This window comes from Clostridium sp. CM74B_53 (assembly GCF_036318045.1).
In the GTDB taxonomy this organism is placed as follows: Bacteria; Bacillota; Clostridia; order Lachnospirales; family Lachnospiraceae; genus Pilosibacter.
In genome coordinates this window covers 1-1,115 of sequence record NZ_JAWQDE010000040.1, presented here as the reverse complement: position 1 = coordinate 1,115, position 1,115 = coordinate 1, and the positions used below count along the sequence as shown (strand labels likewise).

The following is a 1,115-nucleotide window of genomic DNA, read 5'->3' as shown; positions in this document are numbered from 1 at the left end:
GTTCCACGTGTCTCGCAGTACTCTGGATCCCACTAGCTCCCTTCTGGTTTCATGTACGAGACTTTCACTCTCTTTGGTCTGACTTCCCAGACAGTTCCATTACCATACGGGTCACATAACGTGGTCCTTAACCCCGGAATGCACGCATTCCGGTTTGGGCTCTTCCAATTTCGCTCGCCGCTACTTTCGGAATCGATGTTTCTTTCTCTTCCTCCGGCTACTTAGATGTTTCAGTTCACCGGGTTCCCGGCGTATGGCTATGTATTCACCATACGTCACTTGAGGTACACTCAAGTAGGTTTCCCCATTCAGAAATCTCCGGATCAAAGGATATTTGCTCCTCCCCGAAGCTTTTCGCAGCTTATCACGTCTTTCATCGGCTCTTAGTGCCAAGGCATCCACCCTGCGCTCTTTCTAGCTTAACCAGTTGTATTTCCGCCGCGGGAACGGCTTTCATACGAAGGTGCATAGCGTTGCACCCCTGGTCTTTGTGTTTACTTGATTCTTTCGGTTACGTATCTTTCGATACGCCTCGGATGTCTTGTATCTTAAATATTTAAGATTCAATTTATTCAATATGTGATTTTCAAGGTACGTTAGGGATTAGATTTAATCCCGAGTGGAGATGGAGAGATTCGAACTCTTGACCCCCTGCTTGCAAGGCAGGTGCTCTCCCAACTGAGCTACACCCCCATGGATGCGGGCCTTCCCTCTTTCGAGGCGATCCCTTATTCATTTTATCTATTCAAATCAGCCAGTCACTTGTTGCATTACCTTTTCAGGTAATGGGCTTAAGTGGACTCGAACCACCGACCTCACGCTTATCAGGCGTGCGCTCTAACCGGCTGAGCTATAAGCCCATTGGAATCCGGCACCCACCTGCTCTCCCATGCCGTCTCCAGCATAGTACCATCGGCCGCTTACGTCTTAACCGTCGTGTTCGGGATGGGAACGGGTGTGTCCCATAAGCGCATCGGCACCGGAATTCTTTTTTAGGTCCTTGAGACCTGAACAGTATATAAAACCCTTACTTCTTCTTCCTTAGAAAGGAGGTGATCCAGCCGCACCTTCCGATACGGCTACCTTGTTACGACTTCACCCCAGTTATCAGACCT

2 tRNA genes and 3 rRNA genes are annotated in these 1,115 nt (G+C 49.1%); all 5 read right to left on the bottom strand.

Annotated elements, in window-relative coordinates:
• A 23S ribosomal RNA gene (locus V2546_RS15630) occupies nucleotides 1-425 on the bottom strand; the annotation flags it as partial.
• A gap of 195 nt (nucleotides 426-620) precedes the next feature.
• A tRNA-Ala gene (locus V2546_RS15625) sits at nucleotides 621-693 on the bottom strand.
• A gap of 93 nt (nucleotides 694-786) precedes the next feature.
• A tRNA-Ile gene (locus tag V2546_RS15620) sits at nucleotides 787-860 on the bottom strand.
• A gap of 6 nt (nucleotides 861-866) precedes the next feature.
• Nucleotides 867-984: ribosomal RNA gene (gene rrf / locus V2546_RS15615) — 5S ribosomal RNA — on the bottom strand.
• A 61-nt stretch (nucleotides 985-1,045) separates the two neighbouring features.
• A 16S ribosomal RNA gene (locus V2546_RS15610) occupies nucleotides 1,046-1,115 on the bottom strand; the annotation flags it as partial.